The following is a 19626-nucleotide window of genomic DNA, read 5'->3' on the forward strand; positions in this document are numbered from 1 at the left end:
GGTCAGACCTCCTCGACGCTGCTCGGCTCACGCCGGGACAGGTCGATCCCCAGCTCTTCCGCGGCGCGGAAGACGTCCTCGTCGGTGTCGCGCATCTCGATGGACGTGCCATCGGTGGAGAGCACCTCGACGTTGAGGCACAGCGACTGCATCTCCTTGATGAGCACCTTGAAGGACTCGGGGATGCCCGGCTCTGGGATGTTCTCGCCCTTGACGATGGCCTCGTAGACCTTGACCCGGCCGAGGACGTCGTCGGACTTGATGGTGAGCAGCTCCTGCAGCGCGTAGGCGGCGCCGTACGCCTCCAGCGCCCACACCTCCATCTCGCCGAAGCGCTGGCCACCGAACTGGGCCTTACCGCCGAGCGGCTGCTGGGTGATCATGGAGTAGGGGCCGGTCGAGCGAGCGTGGATCTTGTCGTCGACCAGGTGCAGCAGCTTGAGAATGTAGATGTAGCCGACCGCGATCGGATACGGGAACGGCTCACCGCTGCGCCCGTCGAAGAGCCGGGCCTTGCCGGTGTGCTGCACGAGCCGATCCCCGTCGCGGTTGGCGACGGTGTTGCCGAGCAGGCCGATGATCTCCTGTTCGTGGGCGCCGTCGAAGACCGGGGTGGCCATGTTGGTGCGCGGGGCGACCTTCTCGAAGCCCTTGTCGCGCAGCCGCCCGGCCCACGCCTCCTCGATGCCGGAGATGTCCCAGCCACGGGCGGCGATCCACCCCAGATGGGTCTCCAGCACCTGGCCGACGTTCATCCGGCCGGGCACGCCCAGCGGGTTGAGGATGATGTCGACCGGCGTGCCGTCCTCCAGGAACGGCATGTCCTCCACCGGCAGGATCTTGGAGATGACGCCCTTGTTGCCGTGCCGACCGGCCAGCTTGTCACCGTCGGTGATCTTACGCTTCTGCGCCACGTACACGCGCACCAGCTCGTTGACGCCCGGCGGCAGCTCGTCGCCCTCCTCGCGGCTGAACACGCGCACCGCGATGACCTTGCCCTGCTCGCCGTGCGGCACCTTCAGCGAGGTGTCACGCACCTCACGGGCCTTCTCCCCGAAGATCGCGCGCAGCAGCCGCTCCTCCGGCGTCAGCTCGGTCTCACCCTTCGGCGTGACCTTGCCGACCAGGATGTCACCCGGCACCACCTCGGCCCCGATGCGGATGATCCCCCGCTCGTCGAGATCGGCCAGGACCTCCTCCGACACGTTGGGGATGTCGCGGGTGATCTCCTCGGGACCCAGCTTGGTGTCACGGGCGTCGACCTCGTGCTCCTCGATGTGGATCGAGGACAGGACGTCGTCCTGCACCAGCCGTTGCGAGATGATGACCGCGTCCTCGTAGTTGTGGCCCTCCCACGGCATGAACGCCACCAGGAGGTTCTTGCCCAGCGCCATCTCACCCTTGTCGGTGCACGGCCCGTCGGCGATCACCTGGTTGACCTCGACCCGGTCGCCCTCGGCCACGATGGGCTTCTGGTTGAACGACGTGCCCTGGTTGGAGCGCCGGAACTTGGCCACGCGATACGTCGTCCTGGTGCCGTCGTCGTTCATCACCGTGACGTAGTCGGCGGAGACCTCCTCCACCACACCGGCCTTCTCGGCGCTGATGACGTCGCCGGCGTCGGTCGCGGCACGGTATTCCATGCCGGTGCCGACCAGCGGCGCCTCGCTCCTGAGCAGCGGCACCGACTGACGCATCATGTTCGCGCCCATCAGGGCCCGGTTGGCGTCGTCGTGCTCGAGGAACGGGATCATCGCGGTGGCCACCGACACCATCTGGCGCGGCGACACGTCGATGTAGTCGACCTCCTCGGCACGGGCCAGCTCGGTCTCGCCACCCTTGGTGCGCACCAGCACGCGCGGCTCGGCGAACGACCCGTCGGCGTTGAGCGCCGTGTTGGCCTGCGCCTTGACGTACCGGTCCTCCTCGTCGGCGGTCAGGTAGTCGATCTGGTCGGTGACCTTGCCGTCGACCACCTTGCGATAGGGGGTCTCGATGAAGCCGAAGGGGTTGAGCCGCCCGTAGGAGGCCAGCGAGCCGATCAGGCCGATGTTGGGACCCTCGGGAGTCTCGATCGGGCACATCCGGCCGTAGTGCGACGGGTGCACGTCACGGACCTCGAAGCCCGCCCGCTCACGCGACAGACCACCGGGACCCAGCGCGTTGAGCCGCCGCTTGTGGGTCAGCCCCGCCAGCGGGTTGATCTGGTCCATGAACTGCGACAACTGCGAGGTGCCGAAGAACTCCTTGATCGAGGCCACCACCGGGCGGATGTTGATCAGGGTCTGCGGCGTGATCGCCTCGACGTCCTGCGTGGTCATCCGCTCGCGCACGACCCGCTCCATGCGGGCCAGACCCAGGCGGACCTGGTTCTGGATCAGCTCGCCCACGTTGCGCACGCGCCGGTTGCCGAAGTGGTCGATGTCGTCGACCTCGATGGGCAGGTCGGCGGAGTCTTCGCCGGCGTGCAGCCGCACCAGGTATTCGACGATGGAGACGATGTCGTCCTCGGTCAGGACGGTGACGTTGATGTCGGTGTCGGACCCGAGCTTCTTGTTGATCTTGTAGCGGCCGACCTTGGCGAGGTCGTAACGCTTGGGGTTGAAGTAGAGGTTCTCCAGCAGGGTCTGCGCCGACTCCTTGGTCGGCGGCTCACCGGGCCGCAGCTTGCGGTAGATGTCGAGCAGGGCGTCGTCCTGGCCGGCCGTGTGGTCCTTCTCCAGGGTCGCCCGCATCGACTCGTACTGGCCGAAGCGCTCGATGATCTGCTCGCTGGTCCAGCCCAGCGCCTTGAGCAGCACCGTGACGGCCTGCTTGCGCTTGCGGTCGATGCGCACGCCGACGCTGTCGCGCTTGTCGATCTCGAACTCGAGCCAGGCACCCCGCGACGGGATGACCTTGCAGCCGTAGAGGTCTTTGTCGGACGTCTTGTCGACACTGCGGTCGAAATAGACGCCCGAAGAGCGGATGAGCTGGGAGACCACGACCCGCTCGGTGCCGTTGATGACGAAGGTGCCCTTCGGCGTCATGAGCGGGAAGTCCCCCATGAACACCGTCTGGCTCTTGATCTCACCGGTGGTGTTGTTGATGAACTCCGCCGTCACGAACATCGGGGCGGAGAAGGTCATGTCCTTCTCTTTGCACTCGTCCACGGAGTACTTCGGCGGCTCGAACCGGTGATCACGGAACGACAAGGACATGGTCCCCGAGAAGTCCTCGATGGGACTGATCTCTTCGAAGATCTCTTCGAGGCCCGACTGGGTCGGGACGTCCTTGCGCCCGGCCTGGCGAGCCGCCTCTACCCGGGCCTTCCACCTCTCGTTTCCGAGCAGCCAGTCGAACGACTCGGTCTGCAGGGCGAGAAGGTCAGGAACTTCGAGAGGCTCCTGGACGCGCGAAAAAGAGACGCGACGGGGACCAGCGGGTACGGCGGAGGCGTTGCGCGAGGCTGCCAACAGATGTCCTTCCGAGGCTCGCAGCGGACTGACGAACACGCACGCCGGACAACCTCGCAACACGAGCGGAACGGGTCGTCACCAAGGCAGCGTGGACACGAGAGTACTCGCTCAAATGCGATTTGTCCACGCTAACGCCGACCCCACGATCTCGGTCGTAGCACCATGATGACGTACGCCACCCCGCCTTGTCAATCCGCCTCATCGGGCTCTCAGGAGCAACCCGTCGGAGGTCGGGCGGCCGAGGTCTGATGATCGTCTTCGGGACGGTTACAGTCCCTTCCGTGTCCACCAACAGAAAGCCCCGCGTCACCATCGACCACGTGGCGCGCGCGGTGGGGGTCTCTCGCCAGACGGTGTCCCGGGCGATCAACGACAAGGCGGAGATCGACCCCGGGACCCGGCAGCGCATCCTCGACGCGGCCCGCGCGATGGGCTATCGCCCCAGCCGGTTCGCCCGCGGGCTGGTGCGCCAGCAGCTCACCACCGTCGGCCTCGTCATCGCCGACGTGCTCAACCCGTTCTTCCCCGAGGTCACGGCGGGCGTGCTGGAGGCGGCCGAACGCCGGGGCTGGCAGGTCGTGGTCTACACGACCAACAGCGACCGCCGCAAAGAGCTCGAGGTCGTGGACCTGCTGATCGACCAGGTCGACGTCGGGGTGGCGTTCCTGCTCCACCAGGACGCGATCGTCAAGGCCGCGGGAGCGGGCCTGCCGTTCATCCTGCTCGACAAGGGCGACCGGGCGCCGGCGGTGCCGGGCGTGCGCATCGACTTCGAGTCCGGCGTACGGCAAGGGCTGGAGCACCTCCTCGACCGCGGCCACCGCAGGATCGCGATGATCGACGACGTGACGCACCTTTCGGCGGTGGGGCCCGATCCGCGCCGGGAGGTGTACCTGGAGGTCGTGGCCGAGCGCGGCCTGCCGGTCGACGCCGGGTGGATCCAGCCCGCGCACAACTCCGTCGAGGGCGGGGCCGAGGCGATGGGACGGCTGCTGGCGGCGCGGCCCGACGTGACCGCGGTGTTCGCCTACAACGACGTGATCGCGATCGGGGCGCAGCGCCGCGCCGCCGAGCTGGGCCTGCGGATCCCGCGTGACTGCGCGTTCCTCGGCTTCGACGGCCTGACCGTCGGGGAACTGGTGGAGCCGCCGCTGACCACCCTGCACATCGACAAGCGGCGGCTCGGGGAGATCGCCGTCGAACAGGCGGCGCTGCTGCTCGGCGGGCCTGAAGAACGCGTCGCCGAGGACGCCGTGATCCGCCCGGAACTCGTCGTGCGCGGCTCCACGTGACCTGACGACGCGCGGTGGGCGGCACGGGGCGCACGACGGCGTGGCCCTCGACGCCGTGGCCATCGCCCGCCTCGTGGACGTCGTCATGCGCGCCTCGCACGGCGTGCCAGGCGCCACGACGGCGTGGGCGCTGCGGGAGCTGGCTCTCCGGCCCCGCCACCTGGAGCGGGTCCGCGCCGAGCGGGACGCCGTACGGGCGGCGGCGCGCGGCGACCACGTCACCCCCGCGGACCTGCCCTTCACCAGCGCCTTCGTCAACGAGCTGCTGCGCGCCCACCCGCCGACCTGGCTCATGGGGCGGTGGGTGCACCGGGACACCACCCTGGCCGGGTACGACCTGCGGCGCGGCCAGCAGGTGATGGCCAGCGCCTACCACGTGCACCGGGACCTGCGGTGGTGGCACGACCGCGGCGAGTTCCGGCCGGAGCGCTGGCTCGAGGGGGAGCGCCCGTACGAGGGGCGCGCGTACTTCCCGTTCGGCGCGGGGCCGCGCGTCTGCTTCGGCAACCAGCTCGGCCTGGTGCAGCTCACCCTCGCCATCGCCTGGCCGGCCGACCGGTACGACATCGAGGTGCCCAACGCCGCCGAGGCGTCTCCCGCGGCGCGGGAACTGCTCGTGCCCCGAGGGCTCAAGGCGCGGTTCCTGCCGCGCGCGCGGGCGGGCTGACGGTCCGCCGCGCGCGCCGCCTGTCTGGGGAGTAGTCGCGATGACGGCTCTGACCTGGCCTTTCGCCTCCCCTAGGGAGAACCCCTTAGTCGTGGGGCAGTACACGCGCGGCCCGGCGTACGCGGGAAGACGCAGGCCGGGTGTCTCCGTGGGCCTGACGCCCGCCGCTGCCGATTTCGTCAGTCTGAACCCAGACGGAATCGACATCGACAGGGAGTACGCCATGACCACCGCCGTCCAGAACCTGATCTCCAAGCTGGGAGCCTGGCTGTCCCGGCACAGCATCGACGTCCTGCGCGTCAGCCTCGGCCTGGTCTTCGTGGCCTTCGGCACGCTCAAGTTCTTCCCGGGAGTGAGCCCGGCGGAGGCGCTGTCGGTGGCCACGCTGGAGAAGTTGTCGCTGGGCCTGCTGTCCGGCTACGCGGCCCAGTTCGTGATCGCCGGGATGGAGGTCTTCATCGGCCTCACGCTGATGACCGGCAGGCTGCTGAAGACCGGGCTCGTCGTGCTGGCCGGGGCGCTGGCCGGGTTCTTCGCGCCGTACGTGCTGTTCTTCACCGACCTCTTCCCTGGGGCGCCGACCCTGGAGGCGCAGTACATCTTCAAGGACATCGTGCTGGCTGCCGCGGCCATGGTGGTCGCCGCCCGCGCCCTCGGCGCCCGGCTGGTCCCGGCCGGGGGTCAGCAGTCCCCGGCGGGCACCGTGACTCCGGCCGCGTGGTCGCGGACCAGGTCGTGGAACCGGTAGCGGGCGGGCACGGGCTCCTGCACGAGATGGACGTCCAGCAACTGGTCCAGCAGCCGCCGCGCCCGCGCCACGGTCGTGTCCTGGACCGCGGCGGCCTCGTCGAGTCCGAACTCGGCCCCGGCGCGCGCACCCAGCAGCCGGTACGCCCGCCGCAGCTCCCCGGGAAGCCGCCGGTACGACAGGTCGAGGGCGGCGGTGACGCTGTGCCGCCCGGCCGTCAGCTCGCCCGCCCGGTCGTCCCGCAGCCGGTCCAGCAGGTGCCGCACGCTCCAGGCGGGCCGCGTCTGGAGCCGGACGGCGGCGATGCGGAGGGCGAGCGGGAGGCGTCCGCACCGCTCCACGGTCTCGGTCAGGACGTCCGCCGTCGCCTCCCCGGCCCGTTCCGGCCCGGCCATGCGGGTGAACAGGGCGATCGCCTCCGCCGGCGGCGGGACGTCCAGGGACAGGGCGCGGGTGTCGTCCAGGCCGATCAGGCGGCGCCTGCCGGTGACGATGAGCCGGCAGCCCGGTCCCGCGGGCAGGAGCGGACGCACCTGGTCGGCGTCGGAGGCGTCGTCCAGCACGATCAGGACCCGGCGGTCGGACACCACGCCGCGGTAGAGCGCGGCGCGGTCCTCCAGGTCGCCGGGGATGCGCCGGTCGGGGACGTCGAGGGCGAGCAGCAGGCGGGCCAGCGCGTCGCCTGGCTCGACGGGCGCCGCGCCGGTGTGGCCGTGCAGGTCCAGGAAGAGCTGCCCGCCGGGGAAGCGGGGCGCGAGCCGGTGGGCGGCGTGCACGGCCAGCGCCGTCTTGCCGACCCCGGCCATGCCGTCGACGGTGGTGACCGCGGCCGTGTTCGGGTGCTCGTGCCGTTCGAGGGCCGTCAGCTCGCGTCCCCGGCCGACGAACGCCGCCACGTCCGCCGGCAGTTGCCGCGGCACGCTGACGGCGGCGCGCGGCGACCCGGCCGCCACCGGATCACGCCCCTCGTCGGGGACCGGCAGGCCGCGGGCGGTGGCGGCCAGCATCGCGCGCTCCTCGTCGTCCAGGCCCAGCGCCTGGGCCAGCAGCACGATCGACGTGGCGCGCGGCTGCTGGAGCTCGTTGCTCTCCAGACGGCGCACGGTCCGCACGTTGAGGTCGGCCCGCTCGGCCAGTTGCTCCTGCGTCAGCATCGCCCGTTCCCGCCACCCGCGCAGCAACGTCCCCAACGTCGCCGGGCGGGGGACGGCGGCCGCGCGCTCCACGGTCACCGCGCGGCTCCGGCGCGGGCCGCCGCCGGTGTTGTGAGTCTGGTGCTCATGCTCGATCGACACCCCCGTCTCTGATCGCCGGCCCCCGGCCGGTGAGATCCCGGCTCCATCGAAGACATGTTCGGGCCGTCCCACCACCGCTCGGACGAAAGCGCACGGAATTGGACGGATCCGGAGACGGCGGGGTACGGCCGGGGCGGGAGGCTTCCCGTCCCCCCGAAGTCGTTTGATCGACATCGCCGCGATTGGCCAGAATGAGGGCCATGGGTGTGGGTGACGAGGGCGGCCACCGCCCGCCGCCGGCGGGCCAGGTCCCGCAGTCCGCCCGCGAGGTGTGCCCCTACCAGGGGCTGGTGCCGTTCGAGACCGACAAGAGCGAGTTCTTCTTCGGGCGCGCGCGGGCGACGCGCAACCTCCTCGACCGCCTGGCGCCGCGCCTGGCCGAGCACGGGTCCATCCTGCTGGTCTCGGGCGCCTCAGGGGTCGGCAAGTCGTCGCTACTGCGGGCGGGGCTCGTGCCGGCGCTGGCGGAGGGGATGCTGCCGGTCGCCGGGTCCCGGCGGTGGCCGCGCGTGCTCATCACACCGACCTCGACGCCGTTACGGGCGCTGGCCGAAGGGTGGGCGCGGGCGTTCGGCGGCCGGGCCGAGGCGGTGTACGAGCACCTGCGCGACGATCCCGGTCGCCCGCCGCCAGGGACGCCGCCAGGGATGCCCGCGGGGACGCCCGCGACGGACGCGCGGCTCGTGCTCGTGGTCGACCAGTTCGAGGAGCTGTTCGTCCTGGTGACCGACGAGGGGGAGCGCCAGGCGTTCGTGACGGCCCTGCACGCCCTGGCCGAGGGACCGGCGCGGGCCGCCGTGATCATCGGCGTGCGCGCCGACTACTGGGACCGCTGCGCGGCCTACCCGCAGTTCGCCGAGGCCATCCAGGACGGCCAGGTCATCGTGGAGCCGATGGCGGAGGCGGATCTGCGGCTGGCCATCACCGGCCCCGCCGCCGCGGTCGGCCTCGAACTCGAACCCGGCCTGGTGGAGACCATCCTCGACGAGCTGCGCGCCGATCGGCCCGCCCGCGGCCGCTTCGAGACCGCCGCGCTGCCGCTCCTCTCACAGGCCCTGCGCAACACCTGGGAGCGACGGGTGGAGGGGCGGCTCACCGTGCGCGGCTACGAGGAGTCCGGCCGGGTCCGCGACTCCGTCCGGCGCACCGCCGACGAGGTGCTCGGGCGGTTGACCCCCGAGGACCGCAAGGCCACGTTCCGGATCTTCCGGCGCATGACGCTGATCACCTCGGGCGGGCGGGTGGCGCGGCGCAGGGCGGGGCTGGCCGAGTTGCACGCCGCCGCGTCGGCGCACTCGGCGCAGCGGCGGGACCGGGTGGCGGAGCTGCTGTCCGCGTTCGCCGGTCAGCGCCTGCTCACCCTGCACGAGGACACCGCCGAGATCGCCCACGACGCGCTGCTGACCGCCTGGCCGACCCTGCGCCAATGGCTCGAACCCGACTTCACCGCCCAGGGGGTGTACGACCGGCTCGTCGAGGACGCCGCCGAATGGGCCGAGAACCATCGTGACGCCGCGTTCCTCTACCGGGGCGCGAGGCTGCTGGCGGTCGACGACAGCCGCCCCCGCTGGGAACGCGACCCCGACAGCTTCCCGCCGCCAGGACCCACCGTGGACGGCTTCGTCGCGGCCTCGGCGCGAGCGGCCCGCAGGGCGGGCCGCCGCCGCCGTCTCGTCCAGGCAGGGCTCGCGACGCTGTCGGCGCTTGCCCTCCTCGCGGCGGGCGCCGCGGTGAACGCGGCGAACGAAGCCGGCCGTCAGCGCAGCACGGCGGTCTCGCGCCAGCTCGCGGCGCAGAGCGAGGTCACCGGCGACACCGGTCTTTCGTCGATGCTGGCCGTGGCCGCGTGGCAGCTCTCCCCAACCGACGAGGCCCGCAACCGCCTGCTCCACGCCGCTACCCGCACCGGCCGGGGCACCCTCACCGGGCACACGAGAGGCGTCACGGCGGTGGCGTTCAGCCCTGACGGCTCGATCATCGCGACGGGAAGCGACGACGGCACCGCACGACTCTGGGACACGGCGTCGCGGCGGCAGCTCGGCGCCGCGATCACCCGCCCGCGCTACGAATGCTCGAGCGTCGAGCTGGCCTTCGCCCCCGACGGCCGGACACTGGCCACCGCGTGCCTCGGCACGGTCTGGTTCTGGGACGTCGCCACCCGTCGTCAGGTGGGCGCCCCGATCGAGATCGAGGGGGTGGTCGGCGCCCTCGCGTACAACCCGGACGGCAGGACGCTCGTGATCGGCGACTACAAAGGCGCCGTCCAGCAGTGGGACGCGACGACGCGTCGCCCGCACGGCGCCCCCATGGGCCGCGCCGCCGAAGGGGCGGACCAGTCCACCAGAATCCACGCGGTCGCGTACAGCAGGGACGGGAAGACCCTGGCCACCGCGAGCGAGGACAAGACCGCGCGGCTCTGGGACACCGCCACCTCCCGCCGGCTGGGCGCCCCCTTCACGGGCCACACCGAGGGCGTCACCTACGTCGCCATCAGCCCCGACGGCACCACGCTCGCGACCGTGAGCTGGGACGGGACCGCCCGGCTGTGGGACGTGGCCACGCGGAAGCAGACGGGCACGCTCAAGAACCAGCAGGGCCACTCCGGTTTCGGCGCGATCGCCTTCAGCCCCGACGGCACTCGGGTGGCCACCGGCGGGAACAGCGGCCAGACCATCCTGTGGGACACGGCCGATCAGGAGCAGGTGCTCGTGCTCCGGGACAACGTCCACCCCGTCGAGCGGGTGGCGTTCAGCCCGGATGGGAAGCTGCTGGCCGCCGCGTCCGGCGACGGCGTGGTGCGGCTGGCCGACCCGCAGATCCATCTGCAGGTCGGGACCTCGATGCCCGCACAGGCCGTCGTCGCGCTGAGCCCCGACGGACGTACCCTGGCCACCGGTGCGCCCGGCGAGAGGAATCCCGCGATCCAGCTCTGGGACGTGGCCACCCAGCGTCCCACCGGCCCGCCGCTGGATCCCGAGGGCGGACACGGCTCCGTCGCCGCGATCGGATTCACCCCCGACGGGCGGACGCTCCTGACGTCCGGCCCGGACGGCCTGCGGCTCTGGGACCTCACGAGCCGCAGGGAGATCGCCCACGACGAGACGCTCGACGGCCTGGCCAGGATCAGCCCCGACGGGAGTCTCGTCGCCGTCAACCAGGACAGCGCCATCGCGTTCTGGGACGTCGCGCGCCGCCGGGAGATCGGGCCGCGCATCCGAGTTCCGGACCACACCGACGTCGTCTCGGGGATCGCGTTCAGCCCTGACGGCACGACTCTGGCGACCGCTGGCTTCGACAGCAGGGTGCGGTTCTTCGACGTGGCCGCCCGTCGCCAGATCGAGGGGCCGGTGCCCGCGTCCGGTGGTGGGTTCGTCAATGACCTGGCCTTCAGCCCCGACGGCCGGAGGCTGGCCTACACCGCGGACGACGCCTCCGTCCGGTTCTGGGACGTGGCGCGCCGTCGCGCGGTCGGCGTCGCGCTGATCGTCAACGGCACGCTCAGCGCGCTCGCGTTCAGTCCCGACGGACAGGTGCTCGCCACCGGCTCCGTCGACGACGACGTGCGACTGTGGGACCTGCGGACCCACCGGCCGCTCGGTGGCCCGATGACCGGCCACACCCGCGGTGTGACCGCCGTCGCCTACAGCCGGGACGGGAAGTCCCTGGCCACGGTGTCGGGGGACGGAACCGCGCGGTTGTGGAACGTCGGCGCGCCCGCCGACCTGGTTGCCGCCGCGTGCGCCAACGCGGGCCGTTCCCTCACCCGGGACGAATGGGAGAACTACGTGCGGCTGGAGGAGTACCGGCCGACGTGTCCGTGACCCTGGCCCCCACGACGGAGAGAGCGAGCATGTTCCTGCGAGGTTTCCGGCGGCGAACGGGCAGGCCGGCCCCGGAGCTGGCCGCGCTGTTCCGCTCGATCGTGGCCGAGAGCCGGTCGGTGCACCCGATCGCGGCCGATTTCCTCGAGCACTTCATGGACGGGGGCGGCACGTCGCGGACGATGTCGGTGCGCTGGCTGCGCTCGTTCAAGGTGATCAAGAAGGCCGAGCGCCGCAACCGGCGCCGCTTCGAGCGGCAGCTCACGCGGGCGGCGCGGCTGCTGGACGAGGGCGCCTCCACCTGGCTGAAGGACCACTGGGACGCGCGGATCAACGCGTTCATCGGCACCGAGCTGTTCTACGTGAGCAGGATGAGCCTGCTGCGCTCGGAGGGCTCGTTCGTGCTGACCCGGGGCGGGGCCGAGGTGCGGGTGTCCGGCACGGTCCGCCACCACTGGTTCGACCCCTACGACTGGGACCGCGGCCGATGGGTCTACATCCCGCGGCACGGGTTCGTGCCCATCGCGGTCGGCCGGGACCTGGTCGAGTCCGACGAGGCGCGCAACTTCCTGATGGAGTCACGTCATGTCCAGACGCTGGCGGGCACCTGCCGCGACGGCCGATGGCCCCGGTGGGGGAGGTCGAGGTTCGAGTGGTCGCTGGTGAGGAAGGGGCGGTGATGGCCGGGGAGCGTCCGGCGCCGCCCGATCCCGCCGAGGCCGCGAGCGCCGCGGAGTTCGTCGGGTCGCTGGTGCGGCTCAGGCGGTGGGCGGGCGAGCCGTCGCTGAGCAGGCTGCGGGCGCTCGGCGGTCAGACGGTGTCCACCGACGGGGCGGCCGTCGACGCGCTGCCCAAGAGCACGACCTCACATGTCCTGCGGCAGACCGACCGGCTGCCGCGATGGGATTTCGTCCGCGCCTTCGTCACCGCCTGCCTGCGGTTCTGTGACTACCCGGGCGAGCTGATCCCCGGTGAGCTCGAACGCTGGCGGGTGGCCAGGACCGCCCTCGCCGGTCAGGCCGCCCCCGCGCCGCCGCCGGTCGCCGCCGAGCCGGTCGCGGGGGCGGGTGGCCGTCCCGCGACGGATTCCGCCGTCGAGCTGCTGGCGCGGCGGGTGGCCAGGGAGGAGGACCGGGCGCGCAAGGGGCTGCTCGGCGGCTACAGCGTCGCGCCGGTCTCCTTCGGGCCGGACGCATTTGGCGAGCCTGCGGACGACCTGCACACGGTCGGCGGGTTCTTCACCGGCCTGCCGTCGCAGCGCCTGCTGGTCGTGGGCGAGTCGGGGGCGGGCAAGACGGTGCTCGCCATCGAGCTGGTCCTGCAACTCCTGGAGCCCTTCCTGACCACGGGCGAGCACCCGCCGACGGTGCCCGTACGGCTGAACGCCGCCCGCTGGACCCTGCGGACCCCGTTCGAGCCCTGGCTGGCCCGGCAGCTCGAACACGACTTCGGGCTCGCGGCCAAGGACGCGGAACGGCTGGTACGCGACCGCCGGGTGCTCCCGGTGCTGGACGGGCTGGACGAGCTGGATCCCGAACCGTCCGCCGGGCCGCCCCGCCGCGCCATCGGCCTGCTGACCGAGCTGAACCGCTACAGCGACCTGTCCGGACGGCGGCCCGGCGCGGTGGTCGTGATCTGCCGGGCCGACCGCCACGCCGAGCTGTCCGGCGCCCGCGTCGGCCTCGACCACGCCACCCGGGTCCACCTGCACGACCTGACCCTCGAACAGATCGACGACTACCTGCACACCCGCTGGCCCGACGGCCACCCCTGCGACGTGCACCGCGACGGCATCCGCGCGGCGCTGTCCGGCGCGCTGCCCGGCCCCTCGACCTCGGGGACGGCCGTCCGCATCGCCCTGGCCACCCCGTGGCGGCTGCTGCTGACCGTGACGGCCGTGGAGTCCGGCGCCGACCCGGCCGACCTGCTGCGCGCCGACCCGCACCCCGACCCGCGGGTGGCCGCCGCGCGGATCGCCCGCAGGCTGCTTGGCGCGTACGTCCCCGCGGCCACGAAACTCACCCCGCGCACCGCGAACGGCACCCCGTACCGGCCGGAACAGGTGCGGTCCTGGCTGGTGAACCTGGCCTCCCACCTGCGCTGGCAGGCCGCCTACAGCGCAGGCAAGTACCGGTCGCCGCCAGGGCTGACGCCGATCGACCTCGTCCCGCACCTGTTGTGGCCGATCGGCGGGAGCGGCCGGGTCCGGGCGCTGCACAGCCTGTGCTGTGTGCTCTTCGCGGTCGTCGCCATGCTGGCGTTCTGGGTGGGTTCGGCCGTCGACGGCCCCGGTGACCTGCGTGGCTGGCCCGACGCGGGGCAGGGGCTCACGCTGGCGCTCATGGCGGGCTGGGTGGCCATCGCCACCGGCCTGTCGCTGTCGCCGTGGCCGTCCGCCGCCGGTGGGCGCGGCGACGTCCCGCGCAGGCGGCGCGTGATCGGCGGCCTGCTCGGGGCTCTGGCAGGCGGTCCCGTGGGGGCGCTCTGCGGCCTGGCCGGGCTCGCGCTGACCGGGGGCAGGGTCTTCGGGCCCGTCTTCGCCGTGGCCGCGGGCGCGACCGGGGGAGCGGTGCTCGGGGCGGTCATCGGCCTGACCGCGGCCGCGCGGCACGGGGCCGAGCGTATGACCGTCGCCGAGGCGGTCCGCGCCGAGCCGGTCACGCTGCTGGGCTTCGGACTGTGCGGCGCGCTCACGGGGCTGCCGCCGTTGCGCCTCGCGGGGGCGGGTCCCGTGTCCCTGGCCGCGGAGGTCGTGGGGGCCTTCGCCCTGGCCTTCGCGCTCGGGGTGGCCTTCAAGATCGCGACGGGTGGCTGGAGCAAGGACACGGAACTGGCCCATCCGCGAGAGGCCCTGCACCGCAACCCCATGATCGGAGTGGCCTTCGGCCTCACCGGCGGCGTCGCCGCCTTCCTCGTCTTCGTGATGAACCAGGACGTCGTCGCGTCGCTGGTGTGCGCGCTCGTCGGCGGTGTGACGTTCGGCCTGGCCTTCGGCGCGATCGCCTGGTCCCGTACCATGATCGGGCTGGTCGTCGCGGCCGCGCGCGGCCTGCTCCCGCTGCGGCTGTGGACGTTCCTCGACTGGGCCTGCGAGGCGCGGCTGCTGCGTGTCAGCGGCGCCACCTACCAGTTCAGGCACCGCGAGCTCCAGGACTTCCTCACCCCGTCCGAGGGCGAGTGAGGCCGTCCCCGGGCAGACGGGAGCGGCCGCCGCCATGGAGGCGACGGCCGCGTGAGCCCATCCCTGGTCAGGCCGTGGGCCGGCCCAGGCCGCGCAACTGGTCGGGAGTCAGCGCGGAGACGTTCTGGTCGATGGGGACGTCGGTGTACTGGTGGATGGTCCAGGACTTCCAGTCGGCGGGCGGGGCGAGCACGCCCTTGTCCCGGCTGTAGTGGGCGACCCAGAGCGGATACTGCTCGAGGCCCTTGCCGTAGGTGTCGGCGAAGTTCCAGCCGCTGTAGAACATCGGGGTGACCCCGGTCTTGGCCTTCACGTACGACAGCCACGTCTTGGCCCAGGCGTTGACCTCGGCGACGGACTTGCCGTCGGTCGTCTCCAGGTCCAGGACCAGCAGGTCGCCGTGCTTGGCGGGCTGGGAGTTCACCACCGACAGGAAGTGGTCGGCCTCGGCGATGGGGTCCTGGGCGGGGTGGCCGTAGTGGTACGCGCCGCGCACGATGCCCTTTTGGCCCAGATCACGCCAGTGCCTGGCGAACGAGGCGTCGCGGAAGTCCGTGCCCTCGGTGGCCTTGATGATGCCGAACTGGGCGGAACTGGTGGCCCAGTTGTAGAGGGGCTCGTAGTTGGAGATGTCCAGGCCGTAGGTGAGCGCGCCGGCCTCCTCGCCGGTGCTCTGCCGGCTCTCCTGCTGGGAGGCGTGGGCTGGGCCGTGGTCGTTGGCCGAGGCGAGCGCCGCGCCGGCCACGCCCGTGATGGCGGTGGTCGCTGCCAGGATCGCGCCGCCGACGGCCAGGGCGAAGTGCTCGGCGGGGCGTTTCTTCTTGGTGATCGCGGCAAGCCAGGGCTTGAGCATGAGCGGATTGACTCCTTGCTTCCATGCCGCCTACCGGGTTAGCTGACGGGTTCGGGACTGGAAGTGCCCTACGGGCTCGGCCTGGGCCGGCGTCCGATTCACCCCAGAAGGTGGGTCCCCGGTTCCGCGGGTGGCGGATTCGGCGGCCGCGCGTCGTCATCGGGCGGGGGCCCTGGACGGCGTACGGTCCGGTCAACGGTGCGGTAACGACTCGATGAGCTGGGGGTCAACGGGTGCACCGCAGCCACAAAGTACAGATTTTCCTAAACAGGCCGCAAGTGGGGCAAAACATTCCATAGCGCCCAGAGACGAGAAAACCCCTGCCAATACGTGGATTCGAGGCCGGGTAAAGTTTCCCGCTCGCGCAAGCGCAACCCCTCTGAGGAGCAAAGTTCCCCGCCTTTTCGCCCGTGGCGCGGCAGGCGGGCCGGCGGCCCCGGGGCCGTCTGCGGTTGCCGGGAATACCATAGGGGGGTATGGTGTTGTGCCGGCGGCAGAGGAAAGAGGTGGACATGGCCGGATACAGCCATAACAAGCAGGATCACGCGCTGCGCCTGCGCCGCGTCGAGGGGCAGATCCGCGGCCTGCAGCGCATGGTCGACGAGGACAAATACTGCATCGACATCCTCACCCAGGTGTCGGCGGCGACGAGCGCGCTGAAGTCGTTCTCCCTGTCGCTGCTGGAGGAGCACCTGGCCCACTGCGTCGCCGAGGCCGCCCAGAAGGGCGGGCCGGAGGCGGAGGTCAAGGTCAAGGAAGCCACCGACGCCATCGCCAGACTCGTACGTTCCTGACCGGACCGGATTGAAGGAGAGATCGTTATGAGCACCACCGCCACCTACACCGTCAAGGGCATGACCTGTGGCCACTGCGTGAGTTCGGTCAAGGAGGAGGTCGGCGAGGTGGCCGGGGTCACCCAGGTGGAGGTCGACCTGGCGACCGGGCTGCTGACCGTGGACAGTGACGGCCCCATCGACCCGGCGAAGATCTTCGCCGCGGTGGAGGAGGCCGGTTATGAGGTGGCGAACCGGTGAACACCGCTACCAAGCTGGGCTCGTACGTGCTGGGGCTGGCCGTCGTCTTCGGCGGCGCCCTGGGGGTGGGCAACGCGGTGGGCCCGATAGGGGCTCCCGCGTCCATGACAGAGGACCACACCTCCATGACGGGCGCCGCGCCGGCGCCCGCCGCGAGCCCGAGCGCGAGCGAGGGGCACGGGGAGCACGCCACCACCCAACAGGCAACAAACGATACCCCCGGGGGGCTCCAAGTGTCAGAGAACGGCTACACCCTCAACCCGATCACCACGACGATCAAGCCCGGCGAGCCGGCCGACTTCCGCTTCACCGTGAGCGGCCCCGACGGCCGGCCGGTCACCGGCTACCAGGTCGAGCACGACAAGAAGCTGCACTTCATCGTCGTGTCGCGAGACCTGCAGCGGTTCCTGCACCTGCACCCCGAGATGACGCCGGACGGCGTCTGGTCGGTCGGGCTGACGCTGCCGGAGGCCGGGCCGTACCGGGCCTTCGCCGACTTCACGCCCACCGGCGGCAGCGCCCTGACGCTGGGCGCCGACCTGGTCGTGGCGGGCGACTACCGGCCCGAGGCGCTGCCGGGACAGACCCGTACGTCGACCGTCGACGACTACACCGTCACCCTCGACGGCGACCTGACCCCCGGACAGTCGAGCAGGCTCACCCTCAAGGTGAGCAAGGACGGCAAGCCGGTCACCGACCTGCAGCCCTACCTCGGCGCCTACGGCCACCTGGTGGCCCTGCGCGCCGGCGACCTGGCCTACCTGCACGTCCACCCCGACGGCGCGCCCGGCGACGGAAAGACGAAGGCCGGCCCCGAGGTCGTCTTCTACGCCGAGGTGCCCAGCACCGGCGACTACCGGCTGTTCCTGGACTTCCAGCACGACGGAGAGGTCCGTACGGCGAGCTTCACCCTCGGAGCGGGCGAACGCCCGCAGGCGCCCTCGCCCGCGTCGAGCGGGCACGCCGACGACGGCCATGGCCACTGAACGGGCCCCAGAACGGCCAATGAGCGAGAGAAAGGAGAAGGTGATGTCCCAGGTCACCGATGACCGGCAGAACGCGGTCGAGCTCTCGATCGGCGGCATGACCTGCGCCTCGTGCGCCAACCGCATCGAGCGCAAGCTCAACAAGATGGACGGCGTCACCGCCACGGTCAACTACGCCACGGAGAAGGCGAAGGTCACCTTCCCCGAAGGTGTCGACCCGGCGCAGCTCGTGGCCGAGGTGGAGAAGGCCGGTTACACGGCCGCGCTGCCCGCCCCGCCCCAGCCCGAGGCGGCCGGGCGCGAACCGGCGGACGAGCTCCAGCCCCTGCGCAACCGGCTCATCACCTCGGTGGTGCTGGCGGTGCCGGTGATCGCGATGGCGATGATCCCGCCGTTGCAGTTCACCAACTGGCAGTGGCTGTCGCTGGTGCTGGCCGCGCCCGTGGTGGTCTACGCCGGGTGGCCGTTCCACAAGGCCGCCTGGACCAACCTGCGGCACGGCGCGGCCACGATGGACACGCTCATCTCCATCGGCACGCTCGCCGCGCTCGGCTGGTCGCTGTGGGCGCTGTTCTTCGGGACGGCGGGCGTGCCGGGCATGACGCATCCGTTCGCGTTCACGATCGAGCGCACCGACGGCTCCGGCAACATCTACCTGGAGGCCGCGGCGGGCGTCACGGCGTTCATCCTGGCCGGGCGCTACTTCGAGGCCCGTTCCAAGCGCCGCGCCGGCGCCGCCCTGCGGGCCCTGCTGGAGCTGGGCGCCAAGGACGTGGAGCTGGCCGACGGACGGCGCGTGCCGGTCGAACGGCTCAAGGCGGGCGACCGGTTCGTGGTCCGGCCGGGCGAGAAGATCGCCACCGACGGCGTGGTCGAAGAGGGCTCCTCGGCCGTGGACGCCTCGATGCTGACCGGCGAGTCCGTGCCGGTCGAGGTCGGGGTGGGCGACGCCGTCACCGGCGCGACCGTGAACGCGGGCGGCCGACTGGTCGTCCGCGCCACCCGGGTCGGCGCCGACACGCAGCTCGCCCAGATGGCCAGGCTCGTGGAGGACGCGCAGACCGGCAAGGCCCAGGTGCAGCGGCTCGCCGACCGCATCTCGGGCGTCTTCGTACCGATCGTGATCGCGCTGGCGCTCGGCACGCTGGGCTTCTGGCTCGGCACCGGCGGCGGGGCGGGCGCGGCCTTCACCGCGGCGGTCGCGGTGCTGATCATCGCCTGCCCGTGCGCTCTCGGCCTGGCCACCCCGACCGCGCTGCTGGTCGGCACCGGCCGGGGCGCCCAGCTCGGCATCCTGATCAAGGGGCCGGAGGTGCTCGAGTCCACCCGCAGGATCGACACGATCGTGCTGGACAAGACCGGTACGGTCACCGCGGGCAAGATGACGCTGACGGCCGTCCACCTGGCCGAGGGCGAGCGGGAGGAGGAGGTGCTGCGCCTGGCCGGAGCGCTGGAACACGCCTCCGAGCACCCGATCGCCCAGGCCGTGGCCAAGGCCGCCGCCGCCCGCGTCGGCACGCTGCCCGCGCCGGAGGACTTCGCCAACGTCGAAGGGCTCGGCGTGCAGGGCATCGTGGACGGGCACGCGGTGCTGGTCGGCCGCCCGCAACTGCTGGCCGAGTGGTCCCAGCACCTGCCGGACGACCTCTCGGCTGCCCTGGCCGACGAGCAGGCCAAGGGCCGCACCGCGGTCGCGGTCGGCTGGGACGGCCAGGCCCGCGCCGTGCTCGTCGTGGCCGACGTGGTCAAGCCGACCAGCGGGGAGGCCATCGTCCGGCTCCGCGCCCTCGGTCTCACGCCGGTGCTGCTGACCGGAGACAACGAGGCCGTGGCCAGGACGGTGGCGGCCGAGGTGGGCATCGACGAGGTGATCGCCGAGGTGCTGCCCGCCGAGAAGGTCGACGTGGTCAAGCGGCTGCAGTCCGAGGGCAAGGTCGTGGCCATGGTGGGCGACGGGGTCAACGACGCCGCCGCGCTCGCCCAGGCCGACCTGGGGCTGGCCATGGGCACCGGCACCGACGCCGCCATCGAGGCGAGCGACCTCACCCTCGTACGGGGCGACCTGAGGGTGGCGGCCGACGCGATCCGGCTGTCGCGCCGTACGCTGGCGACGATCAAGGGGAACCTGTTCTGGGCGTTCGCGTACAACGTGGCCGCCCTGCCGCTGGCCGCGATGGGGCTGCTCAACCCGATGATCGCGGGTGCGGCGATGGCGTTCTCCAGCGTCTTCGTGGTCAGCAACAGCCTGCGGCTGCGCCGCTTCAGGTAAGGATCGACGTGACGGCTCCGCG

The 19626-nt window shown here is 71.8% G+C and carries 13 protein-coding genes and 1 riboswitch; of the genes, 10 read left to right on the forward strand and 3 right to left on the reverse strand.

The window, feature by feature from the left end; all coding sequences use genetic code 11:
• Positions 1-2: 2 nt before the first annotated feature.
• The gene (gene rpoB / locus ACZ6S0_RS32855; protein ID WP_465923186.1) at positions 3-3455 is read right to left on the reverse strand and encodes a DNA-directed RNA polymerase subunit beta; all 3453 of its coding nucleotides are present in this window, start codon (positions 3453-3455) and stop codon (positions 3-5) included.
• A 284-nt stretch (positions 3456-3739) separates the two neighbouring features.
• Here rpoB and ACZ6S0_RS32860 point away from each other — a divergent pair, with 284 nt between their 5' ends.
• The 3 genes from ACZ6S0_RS32860 to ACZ6S0_RS32870 all read left to right on the forward strand — a co-directional run bounded on the left by ACZ6S0_RS32860 (position 3740) and on the right by ACZ6S0_RS32870 (position 6165).
• A complete protein-coding gene (locus ACZ6S0_RS32860) occupies positions 3740-4750 on the forward strand; it encodes a LacI family DNA-binding transcriptional regulator (RefSeq protein WP_465923187.1) in 1011 nt (336 codons plus the stop codon).
• A gap of 40 nt (positions 4751-4790) precedes the next feature.
• A complete protein-coding gene (locus ACZ6S0_RS32865; protein WP_465923188.1) occupies positions 4791-5417 on the forward strand; it encodes a cytochrome P450 in 627 nt (208 codons plus the stop codon).
• A gap of 223 nt (positions 5418-5640) precedes the next feature.
• The gene (locus ACZ6S0_RS32870) at positions 5641-6165 is read left to right on the forward strand and encodes a DoxX family protein (protein ID WP_465923189.1); all 525 of its coding nucleotides are present in this window, start codon (positions 5641-5643) and stop codon (positions 6163-6165) included.
• On the opposite strand, the gene ACZ6S0_RS32875 is transcribed toward ACZ6S0_RS32870, so the two are convergent.
• Positions 6099-7460 carry an ATP-binding protein gene (locus tag ACZ6S0_RS32875; RefSeq protein ID WP_465923190.1) on the reverse strand — a complete coding sequence of 454 codons (1362 nt, stop codon included), beginning with the start codon at positions 7458-7460 and terminating at the stop codon, positions 6099-6101. The genes ACZ6S0_RS32870 and ACZ6S0_RS32875 overlap by 67 nt on opposite strands.
• Before the next feature lie 200 nt (positions 7461-7660).
• On the opposite strand from ACZ6S0_RS32875, the gene ACZ6S0_RS32880 reads away from it, so the two are divergent.
• The 3 genes from ACZ6S0_RS32880 to ACZ6S0_RS32890 are packed head-to-tail and all read left to right on the forward strand — an operon-like array spanning position 7661 to position 14462.
• A complete protein-coding gene (locus ACZ6S0_RS32880; protein ID WP_465923191.1) occupies positions 7661-11281 on the forward strand; it encodes an nSTAND1 domain-containing NTPase in 3621 nt (1206 codons plus the stop codon).
• On the forward strand, positions 11272-11961 hold the full coding sequence (locus ACZ6S0_RS32885) for a hypothetical protein (protein WP_465923192.1): 690 nt from the start codon (positions 11272-11274) through the stop codon (positions 11959-11961). Before ACZ6S0_RS32880 ends, ACZ6S0_RS32885 begins: the two co-directional genes overlap by 10 nt.
• Entirely contained in the window at positions 11961-14462 is a 2502-nt protein-coding gene (locus ACZ6S0_RS32890; RefSeq protein ID WP_465923193.1) for an NACHT domain-containing protein, read from the forward strand. The genes ACZ6S0_RS32885 and ACZ6S0_RS32890 overlap by 1 nt, the downstream gene beginning before the upstream one ends.
• Positions 14463-14529: 67 nt before the next feature.
• On the opposite strand, the gene ACZ6S0_RS32895 is transcribed toward ACZ6S0_RS32890, so the two are convergent.
• Positions 14530-15315 (reverse strand): glycoside hydrolase family 25 protein, encoded by a 786-nt coding sequence (locus ACZ6S0_RS32895; protein ID WP_465923194.1) that lies wholly within the window; start codon positions 15313-15315, stop codon positions 14530-14532.
• Positions 15316-15327: 12 nt separating this feature from the next.
• Positions 15328-15470, reverse strand: a riboswitch (cyclic di-AMP (ydaO/yuaA leader).
• Between the two features lie 357 nt (positions 15471-15827).
• Here ACZ6S0_RS32895 and ACZ6S0_RS32900 point away from each other — a divergent pair.
• From ACZ6S0_RS32900 to ACZ6S0_RS32915, 4 genes are read left to right on the forward strand one after another with little or no spacing between them, the layout of a single operon-like run.
• Positions 15828-16109, forward strand: coding sequence for a metal-sensitive transcriptional regulator (locus ACZ6S0_RS32900; protein ID WP_465923195.1), 282 nt, complete (start codon positions 15828-15830; stop codon positions 16107-16109).
• 27 nt (positions 16110-16136) lie between these two features.
• The gene (locus ACZ6S0_RS32905; RefSeq protein ID WP_465923196.1) at positions 16137-16349 is read left to right on the forward strand and encodes a heavy-metal-associated domain-containing protein; all 213 of its coding nucleotides are present in this window, start codon (positions 16137-16139) and stop codon (positions 16347-16349) included.
• Positions 16346-17335 carry a hypothetical protein gene (locus ACZ6S0_RS32910; RefSeq protein ID WP_465923197.1) on the forward strand — a complete coding sequence of 330 codons (990 nt, stop codon included), beginning with the start codon at positions 16346-16348 and terminating at the stop codon, positions 17333-17335. The genes ACZ6S0_RS32905 and ACZ6S0_RS32910 overlap by 4 nt, the downstream gene beginning before the upstream one ends.
• Positions 17336-17378: 43 nt before the next feature.
• A complete protein-coding gene (locus ACZ6S0_RS32915; protein WP_465923198.1) occupies positions 17379-19604 on the forward strand; it encodes a heavy metal translocating P-type ATPase in 2226 nt (741 codons plus the stop codon).
• Positions 19605-19626: the final 22 nt, after the last annotated feature.

The organism is Nonomuraea sp. NPDC051298, from assembly GCF_055586305.1.